Annotated in this window: 13 protein-coding genes and 1 pseudogene; 8 read left to right on the forward strand and 6 right to left on the reverse strand. The window is 37.5% G+C overall.

Annotation, left to right across the window (positions count from 1 at the left end):
* Positions 1–137: 137 nt before the first annotated feature.
* Together BPOF4_RS19215 and BPOF4_RS19220 are read right to left on the reverse strand one after the other, a co-directional pair.
* On the reverse strand, positions 138–1,376 hold the full coding sequence (locus BPOF4_RS19215) for an IS110 family RNA-guided transposase (protein ID WP_012960920.1): 1,239 nt from the start codon (positions 1,374–1,376) through the stop codon (positions 138–140).
* Between the two features lie 532 nt (positions 1,377–1,908).
* A complete protein-coding gene (locus BPOF4_RS19220) occupies positions 1,909–2,172 on the reverse strand; it encodes an AbrB/MazE/SpoVT family DNA-binding domain-containing protein (RefSeq protein ID WP_012960921.1) in 264 nt (87 codons plus the stop codon).
* 256 nt (positions 2,173–2,428) lie between these two features.
* Here BPOF4_RS19220 and BPOF4_RS19225 point away from each other — a divergent pair, with 256 nt between their 5' ends.
* Positions 2,429–2,830 carry a DUF5412 family protein gene (locus BPOF4_RS19225; protein ID WP_012960922.1) on the forward strand — a complete coding sequence of 134 codons (402 nt, stop codon included), beginning with the start codon at positions 2,429–2,431 and terminating at the stop codon, positions 2,828–2,830.
* A gap of 344 nt (positions 2,831–3,174) precedes the next feature.
* Here the strand turns inward: BPOF4_RS19225 and BPOF4_RS19230 are convergent, their stop codons facing one another.
* Both BPOF4_RS19230 and BPOF4_RS19235 read right to left on the reverse strand, forming a co-directional pair.
* Entirely contained in the window at positions 3,175–3,399 is a 225-nt protein-coding gene (locus BPOF4_RS19230; protein WP_012960923.1) for an XRE family transcriptional regulator, read from the reverse strand.
* A 243-nt stretch (positions 3,400–3,642) separates the two neighbouring features.
* A complete protein-coding gene (locus tag BPOF4_RS19235) occupies positions 3,643–4,077 on the reverse strand; it encodes a Dps family protein (protein WP_012960924.1) in 435 nt (144 codons plus the stop codon).
* A gap of 342 nt (positions 4,078–4,419) precedes the next feature.
* On the opposite strand from BPOF4_RS19235, the gene BPOF4_RS19240 reads away from it, so the two are divergent.
* Together BPOF4_RS19240 and BPOF4_RS19245 are read left to right on the forward strand one after the other, a co-directional pair.
* Positions 4,420–6,402 carry a methyl-accepting chemotaxis protein gene (locus BPOF4_RS19240; protein WP_012960925.1) on the forward strand — a complete coding sequence of 661 codons (1,983 nt, stop codon included), beginning with the start codon at positions 4,420–4,422 and terminating at the stop codon, positions 6,400–6,402.
* Positions 6,403–6,842: 440 nt separating this feature from the next.
* Complete coding sequence (locus BPOF4_RS19245) at positions 6,843–7,067, forward strand: hypothetical protein (protein WP_012960927.1); 225 nt, start codon at positions 6,843–6,845, stop codon at positions 7,065–7,067.
* A 904-nt stretch (positions 7,068–7,971) separates the two neighbouring features.
* Here the strand turns inward: BPOF4_RS19245 and BPOF4_RS19250 are convergent.
* A complete protein-coding gene (locus BPOF4_RS19250) occupies positions 7,972–9,357 on the reverse strand; it encodes an LXG domain-containing protein (RefSeq protein WP_012960930.1) in 1,386 nt (461 codons plus the stop codon).
* Positions 9,358–9,486: 129 nt separating this feature from the next.
* Entirely contained in the window at positions 9,487–9,807 is a 321-nt protein-coding gene (locus tag BPOF4_RS19255; protein WP_012960931.1) for a YolD-like family protein, read from the reverse strand.
* A gap of 96 nt (positions 9,808–9,903) precedes the next feature.
* On the opposite strand from BPOF4_RS19255, the gene BPOF4_RS19260 reads away from it, so the two are divergent.
* From BPOF4_RS19260 to BPOF4_RS19280, 5 genes and pseudogenes are all read left to right on the forward strand, one after another.
* A complete protein-coding gene (locus BPOF4_RS19260) occupies positions 9,904–11,178 on the forward strand; it encodes a Y-family DNA polymerase (RefSeq protein ID WP_012960932.1) in 1,275 nt (424 codons plus the stop codon).
* A 253-nt stretch (positions 11,179–11,431) separates the two neighbouring features.
* The gene (locus tag BPOF4_RS19265) at positions 11,432–11,923 is read left to right on the forward strand and encodes a hypothetical protein (RefSeq protein WP_218959110.1); all 492 of its coding nucleotides are present in this window, start codon (positions 11,432–11,434) and stop codon (positions 11,921–11,923) included.
* Positions 11,924–12,298: 375 nt separating this feature from the next.
* Complete coding sequence (gene tnpA / locus BPOF4_RS19270) at positions 12,299–12,697, forward strand: IS200/IS605 family transposase (RefSeq protein WP_012960935.1); 399 nt, start codon at positions 12,299–12,301, stop codon at positions 12,695–12,697.
* An 11-nt stretch (positions 12,698–12,708) separates the two neighbouring features.
* Complete coding sequence (locus BPOF4_RS19275; RefSeq protein ID WP_012960936.1) at positions 12,709–13,821, forward strand: RNA-guided endonuclease TnpB family protein; 1,113 nt, start codon at positions 12,709–12,711, stop codon at positions 13,819–13,821.
* Positions 13,822–14,286: 465 nt separating this feature from the next.
* Positions 14,287–15,425 (forward strand): annotated as a pseudogene (locus BPOF4_RS19280) (tyrosine-type recombinase/integrase).
* Positions 15,426–15,428 lie beyond the last annotated feature (3 nt).

Genomic DNA, 15,428 nt, shown 5'->3' on the forward strand with positions numbered 1-15,428 from the left:
CTAAACCAGCTAATAGTTTGTCAACATTTTCAATAAAAAAATGAAATTACACATGCTATACTAAAAATGAGTATACCAAATAACCTACCAATCTGTACTTTTTGGAAGGTCTTGGTCTATCTAGTTAGATATAGCTATCAAGCTACATCTTGGAAAGGTGTTTTGCTTTTCAGTAAAGCATAAATCCAATGTAAGAGTTTATTGACACAAGCAATGACAGCGACTCTAAATGGTTTACCTTCTTCGCGTTTTTTATCGTAAAACTCTCTGAGTCTCTTGTTCCGTGCAATAATTTCGTCGGTTGTCTTTTGCTTACGAGAATCTCTAATCCCGCATTGAACGGCCATAAATAAGGCATGTCTCAGTCTGGAAGAGCCTCTTTTAGTTATCCGATTAACGGAAGCTGTAAACTTTCCTGAAGAGTAAACACTAGGGTCGACTCCAGCGAATGCAACCAACTTCTTTGGGTGATTAAACCGATCTATCTCACCGATCTCAGAAGTAATCGTGGCGGCGATCTTTTCTCCAATTCCGGGAATAGATTGGATAATCTGATATTCTTCAATTTCTTTCGCAAGGGCATCTATTTCAGTTGCGATGTTGGATAGGTGCTCTTGGTATTGAAGAACGATGTTCGTTAACATCTCCAAATTAAAAATATGACTCTCATACAAATTCTTTTGAAACGGGTTACGCAAGGCAGCCTCTCGCAGCTTTTGTGCTTTTTCTATGGCCCACCTCTCAGAACGACTTTTACATAACGAAGCGATCTTTTCGACCAATTCAGACTCATCCACTTGTAAGACAGCCTCTGAAGTTGGAAAAGCCTGCAGGGTTAATAACGATACCTTCGAATACAAACTACCAAATACGCCTCTGTATTCAGGAAACACCTGATCCAATAAGGAATGGAGTTGTAGTTTCGTATTCGCCGATACTTCAGCGATCGTCTCTTGTTGTCTGGTTAAATTACGAAGATTTAAGAGTTGAATCCCTCGTTTTTTATAGGGTTCAAGCTCCTCCTTGTAGTAAAGCTCGCACAAATGATACGCATCAACGGCATCTGTTTTTACCTTGCGTAAGCTCGAACTTTTCGCTCGATGCGAAATGAGTGGGTTGATGACAATATACACATACTTTTGGTCCTCCAGAAACTGAATCACAGGTAGATGATAATGACCTGTCGACTCTAAAACCACAGAAGGTGGTTGTCCTTGTGCTGCTTGTTCGACTTCTTGAAGAAATGCCAAGAATGTCTCGAGACCCTCACGATTATGTTTAATACTGAAACTCTTACGATAAGGCTTTCCCTTGTCCAAGAAGGCTTGAACCTGACTTTCTCCTTTTGAGACATCCAGACCGATGACTGGATTCATTGTTTATCAACTCCTAGAAATAAATTAGTCGGTAACCCCTAGAGCTTCTTGTAGTGTCATAGGTTCGCTTGTTAAACGGGATCATTTCTATGTCCCAACCAGCCTGAAACATGTTCATACAAGTAGGGGGCGAACAGTTTAGCTAACGGGATCGAGTCCCACGGGTGCGACGTTCTACCCCGACTACCGCTATCATATGACCATAAAAAATAAGGTCAACCAGAAATATTTTCTTATCTGGCTAACCTTATATTACGAACGGGTGCTTTAGTTGAATAAGGTAATAAAATTGGACCACACATATTAGATATGTGTGGTCCTTTTAATTTCAACTGTTTCACTTATCTAACCTAAACAGAAGAAATCTGAGCGTTTTTACATGCCATTTACATTACCAATTGGTTGTTAATATATATGCTGAGTAGCATACTATTGACATAGTTATTTCTACTTTTCTCCTCGTCAACCGAACCCGTTATTTAGCAATCACTTCTTTTTTATATTCCAATTTTCAGTATCTACTTTCTTTTGCTTACCGATCCACCAATCCCTTGAATGTTTCATCATACGTATCCATCATTTCATTGACACTATCTAAAAAATCTTGGTCAACTTCCTTAGTGGCAGGAGACTTCTTTGATTTTTGAATGCGAATTTCATTGCCTTCCATATGAAAAGAAATATGATCCCCATAATTGATACCTAGATGCTGCACTACTTTTTGAGGGAGCATAATCCCTAACCCATTTCCAACATTTGTGATTTTACTTTCCACTTTCCCCACCGCCATTATCATTATTTACGCTCCAAATATTCTTCCCATTATAACAGACATATATATCGGCTACATACTTCCAACTTCCTTGTTAAGAACGCAGTCTTTTAAAGCCTCCATACGTAATCTAGATTGCAAGGGGGAGGGGATTGATACCCCTTCTTAGTCTGATTTCCCGTCGACACCTTCGAATCAATCATACTTGTAATTCACAAAAATGTTGACTTTTCCCAACCGAACTATTAATATAAATTCTCATATATATGAGGTGATATAATTGACAAGAATTCTAATGATTATATTTTTAGGCTTCTTTCTTATTGTTGGTGCTGCATTACTATTGATAAATGACAGAGTAAATGTAGGTTTAGAAGATTTGCAAGGCAAGGGTGAAGTAATTGAATCAATTACTTCACCTGATGAGAATTATACTGCTAATGTTTATCTTATTAATGAAGGAGGGGCAACAACTAGGTTTCAAATTAGAGTAGCAATTTATTCAAATAACAATGATACTGCATATGAAAAGACTTTTGATGACAACACAATTTATTGGGAATACGGTACAGGTGAAAAAACTACAGTTTTTTGGGTCGATAAAGAGACTATAAAAATAAATGATGTCACCTTAAATATTTTTAATGACACATATAATTGGAAAAAAGACAGAATAGAATAGATTAATAATTGAACTTACTATCTGTGAACTACCCACCACTTACCACCCTTACGGGTTGCTTGGCGTAGTACCCATCTATATGAACCAAGCTAACCCTCTTGTTCCAAGAGTTTGTATTTTTACTAGGCAATCGCTAACAAGCGAATTAGCAGGATCCAAATCCATGCAGCGCGTAGGTAAGTTCAGAAGATACCTACCCTAAGCTCGTTTATCTTTCTTGAGCAGTAAAAAAGGCTTCAAGAGTTTTAATTCTACCTTCACGGATCTCAATAGTACCTCTCATGAGTTCTTTCTCCCTTTCTACCCTCAATTTCGCCTAGACCAGCTACATAAGCGACATTTAACTAAATATCCCAAAAATCATTCATTTTAAGACCAGGATCAACTTTTCTGACGCTTTTCAGTATCTTCTTCATCACCGCAGGACTAGGAACATAATCGGCTTCATTGCAAGCCTTCGTCAACGTCCGTCTACTTACACCTGTCTCCTTAGAAAACTCTACCGTAGAGACACTATGCTTATCTATAAATTTTCCTAACTTACTTCTCTTTTTCCCTAATCCGAACATGGTATCACGCCTCCTATGTGAACCATATTTGCCAAAAAAAAGAATACCTATACTCAAAATGAGTAAATTACTTCGCTTATTGTACAATGTCCTTCCCAACAAGACCCGATTCTAGAGGTCAATCTCCAAGGAGTGAAATTACTAGAGGGTTGACAGGTATGGAGTAGCGAGGAATATTAAAACCCAAAAAGTCGGCCCTAGGAATATAGGAACCGACCTTTCTAATGTAAAAAATGCTCATTTTTATATATTTAGAAATGCTTTTAACATCCAATTATTTTTTTGGAGTTTTTCGATCAATCCAAGAAAAAGATCACTTGTAACTTCGTCGTTGTTTTGCTCAGCAATAATCATACCAGCTTTTAATTCATCGATGATTAAAGAAAAGTCTTTGATCACCGTTTGTACCATTTCTTCTGCACTTAATTGCTCAGTTGTTTCCTCAATTGATGCTAGTTGAAGGGACTCTTTTAACGTTGATATTGGTTTGCCATTATTAATAAGTAATTGTTCTGCAAATTCGTCAATAATGGTAGCTACTTCCTCATATAACTCCTCAAATTTAGAATGTAAAGTAAAGAAGTGTGGCCCTTTCACATACCAGTGAAAACGATGTAATTTCGTATATAATACGTTCCAGTTCGCAATTTGTTGGTTCATTACTTGTTCAAGTGTCATGTGATATTCCTCCTAAGTGATTATATTATTAATTATAATAAATAAAATTTAATAATCAATACTATATTATAATTATTATAAATAACGGTTGTTTTCTTTCTATTGTGATCGAAATAATGTAGTTAATGGTGGTGAGAACACAGAAGAAACTATGCTGATCGGTATTGCCCATCCAAGTTCTTAACCTCTCATAAACAGAAAAGTTCAAATACTATCCTATCCATTCCTTTCTAATTTCCCTTGTTATATAGTTAGTATTGACTAGGAATATATAGGTGTGTTGCACACCGCATATTGAGATATTGTGGAAGAATTTAGGTTGAGATCGAGAGGAGAAAAGGAATGAAGGGTTTTATGAATGTATTTAAAGCATCATTAAAGATGAAGTTAATTATTTCTTTTGCCATTATTTTAATCGTACCGTCTGTTATTATAGGCATTTTAGCTTATAATGCCGCTAAAGATGCTGTGGAGGACGAAATTATTTCGGCCGCAGCACAGAAGGTAGATATCTTAGATATGATCATCACTGATACAATTGATCCTAAGATGAATGACATGAACGTATTCTCTGAATCCACTACATCTGATTTATATGATGGACCAGAGAGTCCCGAATTAAGAGAACGCTTTTCACAATACGCTGCCTTACATCCGGAAGCGACGAGTATTTTTGTAGGGACAGAAGAAGAGGGGTTGTTTATTCAGGAGCCTGCTGTAGCAATGGACCCTGATTATGACCCAAGAGAAAGAGGCTGGTACAGCGACGCTATATCCAATAGAGGAGATATCATTATTTCAGAGCCTTATATAGCCGCTGGAACGGATGACATGGTTATTACCATTTCGAAAGCTATACAAGATGGATCTGGGGTTGTAGCAGTAAGTGTAGACTTAACTCATCTCCAAGCACTAGTAAATTCGATACAGATAGGTAATCAAGGATATGCGATCTTATTAGATGCCAACCAAATGTACATCGCTCATCCATTTGAAGACGGCGGTTCACAAGCAACTGAACCATACTATGGAAGTCTATACAACCAGGAGAATGGTGAATTTTCATATGCTTCAGATGGAGATTCGAAGTACATGGTTTTTGAAACAAATGGGACGACGGGATGGAAAGTAGCTGGTACTATGTTTGAAGAAGAGGTCGATCAAGCCGCACATCCTATCTTCCTTACAACAATTGCAGTAATTGCTATTTCAGTACTGTTAGGAGCGGTAGCCGTTTACTTTATAATCCGTTCTATTATCAGTCCAATCAGAATGTTAATTGACACTGCTGAAACAGTGAGCAGAGGTGACCTTACTCAAAAGATAACTGTTCACTCTAAAGATGAAATAGGTCAATTAGGAACAGCATTTAATAATATGCAATCGAGCCTTAAAGAGTTAATACATGAGGTTGACTCAAGAACGGATTTAGTGGCCGCTTCAGCGGAACAACTAACTGCCAGTTCCGAAGAAACAAGTGCTGCTACTTCACAAGTAGCTAGCTCTATCCAATTAGTTGCTAGTAGCGCAGAAAATCAAACAAACGGAATCGACAAGAACTCACAAGCAGTAGATGAAATAGCGATCGGTGTGGGAAGAATTGCAGAAAGTTCAATGAGTGTAGCTGAATTGACTCAACAGGCTACATTGCAGGCAGAGGAGGGGAATGAAGCCCTTCAAAACACAATTAGCCAAATGAATTCAATTGATGCTTCGGTTGCTGAATCTAATACTATGATACGTTCATTATCTGATCGTTCAAAGGAGATCACATCTATCCTAGATGTCATTACGGGAATTTCTGAACAAACCAATTTACTTGCTTTAAATGCGGCGATTGAAGCGGCAAGAGCGGGTGAACATGGAAAAGGATTTGCGGTGGTAGCTGGTGAAGTTCGTAAGCTTGCAGAACAATCTCAAGACTCGGCTAAACAAATTTTTGAGCTGATTCAAGGTATACAAAAGGATACAGATAGTTCCGTACAAGTCATGTCAAAAGTAACGCATAATGTAAAAGATGGGATGACGATCTCTCAGGAGGCAATGGATAAATTCAGAGAGATATTATCTAGCATGAGAAACATTACACCTCAAATGCAAGAGGTCTCTGCTACAGCTGAACAAATGTCAGCTGGAGTTCAAGAGGTAAATGCAACAGCAAGTGAATTAGCAAGCATTGCTACCAATAATGCAGCAACATCTGAAGAAGTGGCAGCGACAACAGAGGAGCAGTTAGCTGCTATGGAGGAAGTAGCAACCTCAGCTAAATCTCTTTCTGAAATGGCTGAGGAATTAAAACTATTGCTATCTAAATTCAAAATCTAAACATCCAGCCTAGCCATTACTAACCCTTGTTCCGGCCATATTTAATATTGCGTATTGACCCAACTATTCCGAGGAAAGGATTAGTTGGGTCTTTTTCCAATGTATAACTAGCTCCTAGCACATTTATATACCCATATTTATATACCCATATTGAGAAAAAAATTGCGCATAATGTACAAGGTGTTTCTCATATAAATAAGTAAGACGTAAAAAAAGACGTCACTTACAAGGAGAGTGTGTTTACATGAGCAAAGAGTTAGCAACAGAATTATTAAAAAGAAAAGACGTCTACCTTACCGAGAACGGGCGTCAGGAGTTAATTAGAATTGTAGAAAGGGAGGAGGGTTGAGATCTATAGACCAACTGTACGTTATCCAGACACCTATAAGAAGTATGTAGATGACGTCTTTGAAGCTACTACATTAGATCGCAACCAAATTATGAGAGCTGCTTTATTTCAGGCAGCACTTTCCGAAGATTTTAATCGGATTATTCACGAACATTTGAAAGAAGGGAAGGAACTACCTAGACCACGATGGGGGGAAAGTGATGACTCCGTTTGGCTAGAAGCACCAGCTAAACAGAAGGTTATTACAGAAGAGAAGCAACCATTCTTGATTAGTCAGTCGAAAAAGAACGGGAAGATTAGTATTGTCATCACATGATTCCTATATTTTTCTAAAGGTACTCCATGCTTTTGTCGCGGTATTGTAATATTTCCATGCTGTTGTGACCGCTGAGGAGAGGCAGCCATTCGTAATCGAATAAAAATTGGAGGACATTGCGAGGAGGCAATGTTCTTTTTATTTACACCACCTGTCCGTTAGATTATATCTAAACAGGACATTAGTTGTGGTAATATAATATCAGTTTAATATTATATGCTTTTGCTTTAAGGTAAGGAGATGCTCATCATTAGCAAGTTTTTTAGCTTCTATTTTTTTGAGAAAATGGCTATTTTAAACCTTTTCTTAGTTATACCTACATGTATTTCACTCTCCTATTTAGGGATATTTCCTATTTTAGTGTACACGATGATTGCACTTGGAGTCTTGGTGAATTTTACAGGGATTGTTTTAACGACACCTCGCTTCGCAAAGAAATTAAGTAGTTAATTATAGCGATAAGTTGCGCTTTAACAGAGAAAAATTTCAATAATTAAAGAAAAGGTAAAAATAAAAGCATACTAATTTAGTATGCTTTTATCCTTTATTTATGTAGTCTACAAATTATATAAGGTTGTAGACAGCTAAAAGAAATCTTTGACTGAATTAATAACAACCAGTATAGCAAACACTACTAATACGGATGGTAAGATAGCTTTTTTTTTAATTTTCTTTTTGTTTGCATAGTGCGCTCCGAATACAATCCCCGCTGCAACTACAAGTAGACTTAGATATTCCTCCAAATTAAATAAGATCCTTTATAACATTTACAATAATCAACAGAACAAACATGAGAGCAGAAGCTGGCACAATAGATTTTTTTGGCATCTTTTCTTTGTCAAAGTAATGCGTCAATAATACAATACCCACTGCAATAAATAATAGCATTATGTACTGAGTCACCCTAGTCATCCTTTCTCTTGCTAATACTATGTGACCCATCTGGTTTGAGTGTAAATAAGAGTGGTTTGCTGTCTCTCCAATCATCAGGGTCTTTGCTCAGATAAAGCAATACTTCTTTTGTACCGCTGGTTGGTACAGGTGTGCCGGTGATGTAGCCCCAATACGGGATCTTTTCTTGTACAGCATACCCTCCAACACTTGCAATTACTGTCCCAGCACGTGAAGAATTAAAGGTTTTATCGGCTTTATCAAAGAGTTTATTCACTCCGGGAATTTTAGAAGCGGTTCGGCCCAACATATAAGATCCATAAACCGTCGTAGTCGCTTGAGCTGTTAACCCAACATAATAATTCACGGTTCCTTGCTGAGCATTTTGAGTGTAATAATAATAATCAGGATTATCCTTGAAAATGATAAGTTGGTCATCAACAATTTCATATCTTACTGAAACGCCATCTACTGTTACACTTGAAGGCTCTTTACCCAAATAAGCCGCCGCATCAAAACTTTCCCCTTTGGTTATAGCCATTTTTCCATTGTCACTTTCCCATTTAATCTCCCCATTCCTCCATTCTTCCTTACCATCTTTATTCGTCGGAGTTAGTGCCGCATTTAACTGAGTGTAATAAGCTAATGGATTATGCCATTTGTCAAAAGTCACAGGAGACTTTGAAAGAAACAAAGGATTATGTGTGAATGGGTTTGATTGTCTATGCCTGCTAGCTAACGATGAATTTAACAATAACGAGGCAGGGGAAAAATGTAGGGCTGTACCGTTAAAAGTAGCTTGCCCCTTAGAAACTTGAAACGCTGACTGAATCTCTTGTAAATAATTATTCATGAGAGCAAGGTCTGCTTCAAGAGTATTTAGGCTTGTTGTGGTCTGATAATCTAATTCATTTAACTGTTCAACCGTGTCATTAGCTTGTTTTTTTGCTTCTATGATATCCTGCTGTACGTTTTTATCGGATAAAGGTGGTAAATAAACCAGGTCGGATACCGATTGCATCACTTTATTCGTTGATGAGGTCAGCTGAGAAGTGGCTTGCTCCAGTTGGGCTAAACCATTTTGGACGTCTATTTCAATAAATTGCTCTCGAACAACTCCCGAAGTAGATGGTTCATATTGAGAGATGGATTGTTTAATTTGATCTAAAGTTGAATCATATTGCAAAAAGCTCAAGTGTAGAAATTGAAGAAAAGGAAGGTGGCACTGCTCATAAAAAGAGCGGATTGCTGAAGCTGCTGCTCCAGTGAAGAGGTGTTTTGTTTGTAAAAAAGAAGTAATAGAAACCTCTACTTGATTAAGTTGTTCTTGTTGCTTACGAACTTGTTGTTGGACCTCTTCAATTCCTCGAAGTAAATCTTCAACTACTAATAATTTCATCCTAACACCTCATTCCATTATTCCATTTAAATATTAACATAATATAGGAAATGGTGAAATTATTGTTAGTGAAAAAGATCACAAAATTTATACTTCAGTATGCACACGCATACTTAGTTCGTGAGCATATTAATTTACTTTAAGAATGGAGGAATACTCTATGCGCACCCTAATATCATCTTCAGTTAAGATGGAAAGTTTCTGTTTCATGCCAGGTTTCTCAGAAATTGTACCAGTGACACTCTGTACTGACTCCAGGTCCCAATAATAGATGGTTGCTGGTTCCCCATATCTCATCTTCTCTTCAATCAAATAACCAATTTCGCTTAGTTCCTGCTCATCTAATTTGGGTCTGATCGGCCTTTTCTTTTCTTCTCGTTCCCTTCTAATCATTTCAATGTGCTCGGGTATGGCCATTTGAGTCCATTTAATCATGCCTCGATATTGCATCAATAACACTTCCTTATTTTTTCAGTTTATAAGAACGTAAGTTCGGTATATACTAATTATAACGAATAATATCGGAGATTCAAGGGAGCGAGTGAAATGAACTATGATCTTTTTCCAAAGCAGTCGTATTTATGTCTCGACGTGAAAAGCTTTTACGCCAGTGCCGCAGCAGTAAAAAGAGGCTTAGACCCTCTTCATTGTAAGTTAGCTGTAGTTGGAGACACCAAGCGACAAGGTAGTGTAGTCTTGGCAGCCACTCCTAAATTAAAAGAATGGGGGATAAAGACAGGGAGTCGATTATGGGAGATCCCTAAACACGAGGACATTCATATCGTCAATGCAGAAATGGAAGAATTTCTAATTATCTCCACAGAGATTACGAAGTTGATTGAAGAGTATGTGCCCCCAGAAGATGTTTGGTGCTACTCTATAGATGAATCATTCATAAAACTGACTTCTAAAAGGATGAAGGGAAGAGATAATCAAGAAGCTTTTTCAAGACATCTCCAAGAAGCGATAAAACTATCGTTCGGCTTAACTGTGGCCGTAGGTTCCTCCGAGTGCAATATGCTATTGTCTAAGGTTGCCCTAGATATAGAAGCTAAGAAGAAACCCAATCATTTTGCTCATTGGGATCACGACGATGTTCCAAACAAACTTTGGCCCATTCAACCATTATCTGATCTATGGGGAATTGGACGTAATATTGAAAAGAAGTTAATGAATATGGGGATTCGATCAGTAGGTCAATTAGCTCGAACTCCAGTAGATCGACTAGAAAAAGTGTTTGGTCGCGTCATGGGGCAGCAGTTGTATCAACACGCATGGGGTGTTGACCTTAGTGATATTCATAAGCCTGCTAAAATCAAGGCAAAGAGTTATTCTTCTGGGCAAATTCTACTCCGTGACTACCTAGGGGAAGAAGAAATTAAAGTACCTCTACTAGAACGCTGTGAGGAAATTGCAAGAAGAGCAAGGAAAGATCGCATGGCAGGGAGAACATTAAGTTTGGGTGTTGGTTATAGTCATGAGCAGGGTGGAGGAGGCTTTTCTAGACAATTGAAATTGTCCCATTCTACTAACATCACAATGGAGCTATATGAGCATTGTATGAAGCTTTTTAAACGTTATTATAATGGTATGATTATTAGGCAAGTCCACGTAAGTCTTAGTGATGTAGCGGACGACTCAGTGAGACAAATTTCATTATTCGAAGATGAAAAAGAAATCACCCGTAAAAGACAGCTGGGATACACGATGGATGCGATACGTGACCGATTTGGTTCAACAGCCATATTACGGGCTAGTTCCTACACTAAAGCAGGTACAGCTCTACACAGGAGTGGTTTAATAGGTGGTCATAAAAAATAAATGTAGGGGGAAGTAAAATAATGGACGCTTTTATTGAAACAAGGAGACAGCTGATAGTGATTCTGAGCCTTTTCTTAGAACTTCGTATCAACCTACAACAGCATTTGAGGATTTAGTACAATATTTGCAAACCAAGCATCCTACCGTCGAGCCAGCACTCATTCGTGCAGTCGCCAAAACAGAAATTGAAGCCTATGAAGATGAAATTGTGTAAGGGTAGATACATTTTATGATTAAGTCCTTTTTCGACTCTATGGATACATTGATCGAATCCCAGATAAATAGCTTGTCCTGTCATGGTTTGGCAACCTTGTATCATGAGTTTTTAGATGAACACTTGGTTCGATCCGGTACAGCAGAGAATTTGACTGGTTTAAGTGAGTTTCTCGTTATTCGGTACTTCACTTTCTTATTGAAAGATAACCCAATTTATCGATTGGATGTAAATCAAACTATAAAGGGGAAAGAAGGCAAGAATAAGCCGGATATTGTGATTTACAAGCGAGATGACATGTTTGCGATTATCTCCATTAAAGGGTCAAAAAGTGTGTCTCAAGCAGTACTTAAACAAGATTTAAGTAGAATCGATAATATACGACCAGAGGGAGTTAAGTCGATGTTAATAAGTATGAGTTCTAACCATTCAAAGACTCCCTTCAATAGATATGATCACAAACTCCTCTATTTAAAGGATAACAGTAGCACATTAAAAGGTGAGATAGATGGCTTTTTTTCCTTTAATTAAACAAGGCGCTTGATAAGTCACTTCTACCGTAACTGAATATCATTTAGAGAATAACCAATTAGGGCTAAGAAGGGCTTTAGAAGGCAGTTGCATCCATTGCAACTGCTTTTTTTGAGCCACTAATATAATAGCGGCTCAATTGTGGAGTATATCTAACGACCGATAGTTAATTCTAGGTGTAGAGGTGTCGTTATTTCTAGCCTTAACTAACCTTTTAACGAACTTCCGAAAGAAGTCTCCCTCTTCAAGCGTGTGAAGGGCATAGCCCAACGGTAAGGGGGAGACTTCTTTCGGTTGGGCGACAGCCCAAAGACTGTTACTTTCGAATGCTATATGGTATAGTCAGTCTTATAACGAATAAGGAATGATGTATCAATGAAATTAGATAGTAATAATCATTCAGTCTTCTCGATGTATTACCATCTTGTTTTGGTTGTGAAATACAGAAGAAGCGTCATTGACGACACGATTTCAGACTATGCCAAAAATAAATTTGTCTCTTTGGGCGAGAATTACAATATTACATTGGTCGAGTGGAACCACGACATTGACCACGTTCATATTCTGTTCAAAGCTCACCCAAATACGGAATTATCCAAGTTCATCAACGCTTACAAAAGTGCCAGTTCAAGGCTTATTAAAAAAGAGTTTCCTTTTGTCCGAAAAGAGTTATGGAAAGAGATGTTCTGGTCAAGAAGCTTTTGTTTGTTGACGACTGGCGGTTCACCTATTGAAGTCGTGAAAAAATATATTGAAAATCAAGGAATGAAATGAGGTGATTTGATATGGCTAAGCAAAACAAAGCGTATAAATTCCGTTTGTACCCCACAGAAGAACAGGAATTGGTTATCCGCAAAACCTTCGGTTGTGTTCGCTTTGTGTATAACAAAATGCTAGATGAACGAAAAGCGACTTATGAGTTACTGAAAGAGGATAAAGAAGTATTGAAAAAAGTGAAACATCCTACTCCCGCAAAGTACAAGCGTGAGTTTGAGTGGTTGAAAGAAGTAGACTCATTATCTTTAGCGAACGCTCAACTAAACTTGGATAAAGCGTATAAAGCCTTTTTCAAAGGCAATGGTAAGTTTCCAAAGTTCAAAAGCAAACGACATAAACAAAGCTATACAACCAATGTCGTCAATGGAAACATTCAACTGTTGGACAGTCATATCAAATTGCCGAAACTCAAAATGGTTAAAATCAAACAACATCGAACCATTCCTTCGGAATGTATCATTAAGTCCTGTACCATTTCTTTGTCTTCATCAGGAAAATACTACATCTCTATTTTGACAGAGTACGAAAAAGAGATTGAAAGCAAAAAAATTGAAAGTGTTGTAGGATTGGATTTTGCGATGAATGGATTGTTTGTCGATAGCGAAGGTAAGAAAGCCAATTACCCGAAGTTCTATCGTCAAATGCTCGACAAGTTAGCACAAGAACAACGCAAACTTTCTCGAAAGAAGAAAGGTTCTTCAAATTGGAACAAACAACGGATTCGAGTTGCCAGAATTCAAGAGAAGGTCGCCAATCAACGAAAAAACTTTCTTCACCATAAGTCAAAAGAATTGGTGTCCAATTATGATGCCGTCATCATTGAGGATTTGGATATGAAAGGGATGTCACAAGCCTTGAAGTTTGGCAAGAGTGTTGCCGATAACGGATGGGGGATGTTCACTTCCTTCCTGAAATACAAACTAAATGAGCAAGGAAAACAACTTGTGAAAATCGACAAATGGTTTCCGTCAACAAAAACTTGTTCCTGTTGTGGAAACACACAACCAATGCCAATGAACCTTCGGTCATACATTTGCAGCTGCGGACTGCATCTCGATAGAGATGTCAATGCGGCAATCAACATCAAAAAAGAAGGCATTCGCTTATTAGCGATCGCCTAATCACCAAATATAAACTCTTGGAACAAGAGGGTTAGCTTGGTTGATTTCGTCAGCTATCAAAAGTGGCGATTACCCAAGAAGCCCCCACTTCAAGCAACCCGTAAGGGTGGTAAGTGGCGGGTAGTTCACTAAATATCCATCCAAAGAGGTAATGAATATGGACAATACCAATTTATTTATTAGACCCATGCTCCTACATAAAGCCCCTAATAATGAACCACTACAGTCAAAAGATTATATTAATGAGGTTAAATTGGATGGTATTCGCCTTGTGGCATGTTTTTATAATCGAAAACGATTTTTTACTCGTCATGGTGTAGATTAACTATACTATAATAATAGTAGAACAATTAGTATAATATATGAACCTATTCTATTATTTTTTTACATACTAAAATTATTAAACAGATTTAAAAAGATTGGTTCAATATGTATAATATGTAAACGGTTCAGAGGGGGACATAGATGAAAGTTCAGGAAGTCTTATTGAAAATAATATGAAAAGATACATGTTACTGGATGACAAAGGGCTGCTAGTCCTTCCGGTGATGAAATACATAAAATACCTAGATACACGGGGAAAAAGCCCAAATACTCAAAAAACGTACTGTTATGCATTAAAGGAGTATTTTACATTCTTAGAGGATGTCAACCTGGGATATAAAGATGTAAGATTAGAAGATTTGGTGGACTTTATTGCATGGCTTCGGAATCCATACGGAATTAATAAAGCAGTGCCACTTCAACCAACTGAAGCCAGAAAAAAGGAAAACACTATCAATCTAATTCTTACAGCTGTAAATGGTTTTTATGACTATTTATATCGAAATGAAGAGTTAGATAAAGCCATGGTTGATTTAGTCACGAAAGAACAATTATTTAAAGGGGCAAAGAGGGCATATAGAGATTTCCTCTACCATGTTAATCAAAATAGTCCTTCGCATAAAAACGTCCTGAGGGTCAAGAAGAGGAAAGTAAAGTTAAAAGTGTTGTCAAAAATGGAAGTTGAAATGCTCTATAATGGAGCAACGAATATTAGGGATAAGTTGTTAATACAAACTCTATATGAGACGGGCTTACGAATTGGAGAATTACTTTCGCTTTTTATTGAGGATTTTATATTTGATCATAAGGGCGGTCATAGGATTAAGCTTGTTGACCGTGGTGAGCTTGAAAATGGTGCCAAACTAAAAACTAGCGAAAGGGAAATTTATGTATCGCAATCACTTATGGACCTATTAGACGATTATCTTTATGAAGTGATTGACGATCTTGATATTGATACGAATTTCGTCTTTGTAAAATTAAAGGGAAAAAATATTGGACACCCAATGAATTATCAAAATGTTTCTGCTCTATTCAAACGGCTACGGAAAAAAGTCAAATTCAAGGTCCATCCACACCTTCTTAGGCATACTCACGCAACCATGTATTACAGACAAACTGGCGACATTAAACAGGTGCAAGAGCGTATAGGGCATAGCCAAATTCAAACGACTATAAATTTTTATCTTCATCCTTCCGAAGAAGATATCCGAAATAACTGGGAAAAGGCTCAGTCAGCGTTTCAAATCGGCAGTAAAGAATATAGTAATGGGGAGTAATGA

Origin of the sequence: Alkalihalophilus pseudofirmus OF4, assembly GCF_000005825.2 — a bacterium.
Lineage (GTDB): Bacteria > Bacillota > Bacilli > Bacillales > Bacillaceae_D > Alkalihalophilus > Alkalihalophilus pseudofirmus.

What these genes read in the sequence shown, in the direction of transcription:
- BPOF4_RS19215 (WP_012960920.1), bottom strand. Translation starts at nt 1,376, where the DNA reads ATGAATCCAGTCATCGGTCTGGATGTCTCAAAAGGAGAAAGTCAGGTT.
- BPOF4_RS19220 (WP_012960921.1), bottom strand. Translation starts at nt 2,172, where the DNA reads ATGATAATGGCGGTGGGGAAAGTGGAAAGTAAAATCACAAATGTTGGA.
- BPOF4_RS19230 (WP_012960923.1), bottom strand. Translation starts at nt 3,399, where the DNA reads ATGTTCGGATTAGGGAAAAAGAGAAGTAAGTTAGGAAAATTTATAGAT.
- BPOF4_RS19235 (WP_012960924.1), bottom strand. Translation starts at nt 4,077, where the DNA reads ATGACACTTGAACAAGTAATGAACCAACAAATTGCGAACTGGAACGTA.
- BPOF4_RS19240 (WP_012960925.1), top strand. Translation starts at nt 4,420, where the DNA reads ATGAAGGGTTTTATGAATGTATTTAAAGCATCATTAAAGATGAAGTTA.
- BPOF4_RS19245 (WP_012960927.1), top strand. Translation starts at nt 6,843, where the DNA reads ATGAGAGCTGCTTTATTTCAGGCAGCACTTTCCGAAGATTTTAATCGG.
- BPOF4_RS19250 (WP_012960930.1), bottom strand. Translation starts at nt 9,357, where the DNA reads ATGAAATTATTAGTAGTTGAAGATTTACTTCGAGGAATTGAAGAGGTC.
- BPOF4_RS19255 (WP_012960931.1), bottom strand. Translation starts at nt 9,807, where the DNA reads ATGCAATATCGAGGCATGATTAAATGGACTCAAATGGCCATACCCGAG.
- BPOF4_RS19260 (WP_012960932.1), top strand. Translation starts at nt 9,904, where the DNA reads ATGAACTATGATCTTTTTCCAAAGCAGTCGTATTTATGTCTCGACGTG.
- BPOF4_RS19265 (WP_218959110.1), top strand. Translation starts at nt 11,432, where the DNA reads ATGGATACATTGATCGAATCCCAGATAAATAGCTTGTCCTGTCATGGT.
- tnpA (WP_012960935.1), top strand. Translation starts at nt 12,299, where the DNA reads ATGAAATTAGATAGTAATAATCATTCAGTCTTCTCGATGTATTACCAT.
- BPOF4_RS19275 (WP_012960936.1), top strand. Translation starts at nt 12,709, where the DNA reads ATGGCTAAGCAAAACAAAGCGTATAAATTCCGTTTGTACCCCACAGAA.